Source organism: Microvirga tunisiensis, from assembly GCF_009296175.1.
GTDB lineage: Bacteria > Pseudomonadota > Alphaproteobacteria > Rhizobiales > Beijerinckiaceae > Microvirga > Microvirga tunisiensis.
The window spans coordinates 1-3,263 of record NZ_VOSK01000520.1; the positions used below are offsets into that span (position 1 = coordinate 1).

A 3,263-nucleotide genomic window follows, 5' to 3' on the forward strand; every position below is an offset into this window, starting at 1 on the left:
AAGCGCGATCATGGACTACCTGGAGCACCACAATGCCGACCCGAGACCCTTTGTCTGGACCGCCTCGGCCTCAGCTATCCTGGAAAAGGTCGCCCGTGCGAAACAAGCGTTAGAGTCACAACACTAGCATCTGGCGATGCCGGCCAAGGCGCCGTATGTAAATCGGCAAAGCCGACAGAATTGTCGGATATCGCTCAAAGGCACTGAGCGTGGTCGGACCCGCCTGTATGAATAACGCTGTCGGTACAGCTGCGATGATGCGAGCGCCTTCGCCGAACAACGAGTGGCGGACGATCGCGACCGTTTCTCGGTTTGTCGACCGTGAACAATGATCGGCGCTAGGCGGCGCGCGGTTTCGCTCTGCCGTGGAGGCAGGCCAGCAGCAGCCACAAAAGCATCCTCAGCCAGTTGAGGAGGAGCGAGAAGTTGTAGCCTGCAGCAGCCGGGACGGCATTGATGGCATTGCCGTGTTCGCCGGCGAGATAGTTGCGGCCCATGCGGTGCTCCGCCTTGACATGGCCGATGACCGGCTCGATGGCGGAGCGGCGCCGCATCTCGCGCTTGGTCGCCGGCGTGACGCGGCGCTTCTGGCCGCTGGTGAAGACCCGGAACCGGTGGCTTTCGGGGGCATTGTGGCCGCGGTAGCCGGCGTCGGCGAGCATGCGCTCGATCTCATTGCCGATGGATTTCTCGATGTCGGGAATGACGGTCGCCAGCGTGTGGCCGTCATAGGGATTGCCGGGCAAAGCCTTGGCATACAGCGCGAACTGGCCGCCCTTCGAGCGTTTCAGCATGGTCGCGACCGAGACTTGACGCCTCCTGGTCATTTTTTGTTCGGTTTAATTCACCTTCTCTAACACGTGAATGTCTGAGCCGGTGTTGTCTGAGAGCACATCGATTGACACAAAGCCCGCTCGGTGTGCACATTTTTTGAGAAACAACTCAGAAAACGAAAACGAGTTCTTTAGATGCAGTCGATCACCACTTAACAGTATAATCTCTTTACCACCAAGGCAAAAGTCCAGATCCCTTTTGACCACCGCAGTGTGTATGACTTGCATGTATTGGTCTTCACCTCTTACATCCGACTCATATTCAAATGCCTCTGGATCAAAATTAGCGTCGACCGGCAGTTCTGCCTTCATTCTATAGAACACGTTTAGCTGAAATTCAGGATGCGTTTCATAGTAGGACTTCGCCACATCCCTCCTCAGATCTGAGCCAATTGAGATCGCAACCCAGCACCTCTTCGCACTATTCGCTATCTTCTTCAGCGTCTCGACGACCGCCTCCATGGGGGGCGTATCATTTATTGGGGTGGCAAGATTTCCAAATGTCCGGCCATACATGACAACAAATGCCGCTTCGTCGTCGCAGAAATAGCGTCGCCCAGAGAATATATCGTCGCGTATGAACTCGATTTTCAACCCCAAAGCGGACGACATTTGCGCTATGTCCCCGAGGAACTCTTTTGACCGGTCTACGAGCGTGCAACGTGACGTTTCGCCGCGCAGACATGTTATAAGGGGAAGCGTTTTCTGTTGGAAGGCTCGCAATGTTCCGGGCCCATACTCCAGAACCGACACCCCTTTACGACATCGTTCGTCCTGATGATACCATTGAACATAATCTCTCACTCTCTCGTGAAGTTTTTGGGTCAACTTGAGTTCCGCATCCACCATATTGGTTGTGCCAGTGACGAGCGCATTACTGATCCTCTGAGCTTCAGCCTTAGCCCATAACAACGCGCCACTCATTGGATTGCCATCCCGGTCGAATCCGGTGTGGTGAGCGTATTGTTCAGGACCTAAATCAGGCGCATATTTGTGCTGAAATAGCTGCAAACTCGTTTCAAGAAAGCTCAAACTGATCTCCTCTCGACCCTTTAGCGGCTCGTCGGATTTCTCCAGTTGGCTCACTTACCGCCGTAAACGAAGGTGGTGCGCGTAGTCCGCGTATGCCGTCACCGGTCCCAGGGACTCGCCAAAGCGCGGCTCGCTCGTCAGAGCAGAAGCGCAGCGCAACCGCCGATAACCCGTTGAGTCTGTGCATGGGATATCTCCATGAACCCAGAGGAGAGGCTACTGGATTGGAAGGAGTAATCCTTGACGTAGATCAAGGGCACCCCGAATTCCGGGACGGTGCACCGTCCGTTTTCGGCTATTCAGGAATCGCCCACACGACAATCGGACGTGCCGAAGGTAAGCCGTTTACAGTGTATGCGTAAACGCAGGCGTATCGCATCTTACATCGACGGCAACCAGAACGCCCGCCGCTGGTGACGAGCACATTTAGAGCGCGTTGACATTCACTTGGTCCAGATGAACGCGCTGACGAGGCAAAGGATTGCCATGAACGCCCGTGGGGTCTGGTCGTAGCGGGTAGCGATGCGTCTGAAGTGCTTGATTTTCAGGAAGAACCGCTCGACGAGGTTGCGCTCGCAGTAGAGGGCGTAGTCGCAGGGGACTTGCGGCGATGTTGTTCTGGGCGGGATGACCGGCACGGCATCCTGGCCTTCGATGACGTCCCGCAATGGCTTGGCATCGTAGCCCTTGTCCCCCAAGACATGGTCGGCGGGAAGATCGGCGATCAAGGCTTCAGCCTGAGTGAAATCGCTCGCCTGTCCTGGCGTCAGGATGAAGCGGAGCGGATTGCCCAAAGCATCGACGACGGCATGGATCTTGGTCGTCAGCCCGCCGCGGGAGCGTCCAATCGCACGAGCTTCAGGCCCCCCTTTTTGCCCGCCGCATGCTGGTGCGCCCGGACAATGGTTGAGTCGATCATGACGTATTCGAAGTCGGGCTCATCCGCCATGGTGGCAAAAAGCCGATCCCAGACGCCGCTCTTGGACCAGCGCGAGAAGCGAACAAAGGCGCTGTTCCAGTTGCCGAAGAGGGCCGGCAGATCCCGCCAGGGCGCCCCAGTTCGGGCCAGCCAGAGCACGGCTTCCACGAACAGCCGGCTATCGACCGCCGTTCTGCCAGGATCCATGCGTTTGCCTGGCAAATGCGGTGCCATTCGATCCCACTGGTGATCTTTCAACATCAGACGAACTCCGCTCACCCAAGCCTCCGCTCCCAAAAGGAGCTTGAATCAGATTTGCGAACCCGTGGGAATCCTGAATGTCAACGCGCTCTAGCACTACAGTTGCAGGTGCCGCGCATGGGCCCATAATCTCCTGATCTGACACGGGAGGCTGCCATGACGGGTGTGGCCATCGAGCAGATGCTCGAGCTCTGGTGTGTGGAGTTGCGTCAGGTCAA

At 56.7% G+C, this 3,263-nt stretch carries 2 protein-coding genes and 1 pseudogene; all 3 read right to left on the minus strand.

Annotation, left to right across the window (positions count from 1 at the left end):
- Positions 1–338 precede the first annotated feature (338 nt).
- Positions 339–812 (minus strand): annotated as a pseudogene (locus FS320_RS40535) (IS5/IS1182 family transposase); the annotation flags it as partial.
- A gap of 27 nt (positions 813–839) precedes the next feature.
- Entirely contained in the window at positions 840–1,865 is a 1,026-nt protein-coding gene (locus FS320_RS40540) for an L-histidine N(alpha)-methyltransferase (protein WP_244627708.1), read from the minus strand.
- A gap of 443 nt (positions 1,866–2,308) precedes the next feature.
- Positions 2,309–3,045 (minus strand): IS5 family transposase gene (locus FS320_RS40545; protein ID WP_244627709.1). Its coding sequence is split into 2 segments (ribosomal slippage): positions 2,309–2,739 and positions 2,739–3,045, totalling 738 coding nucleotides; the frame shifts between segments, so codons are not numbered across the junction.
- Between the last annotated feature and the right edge of the window lie 218 nt (positions 3,046–3,263).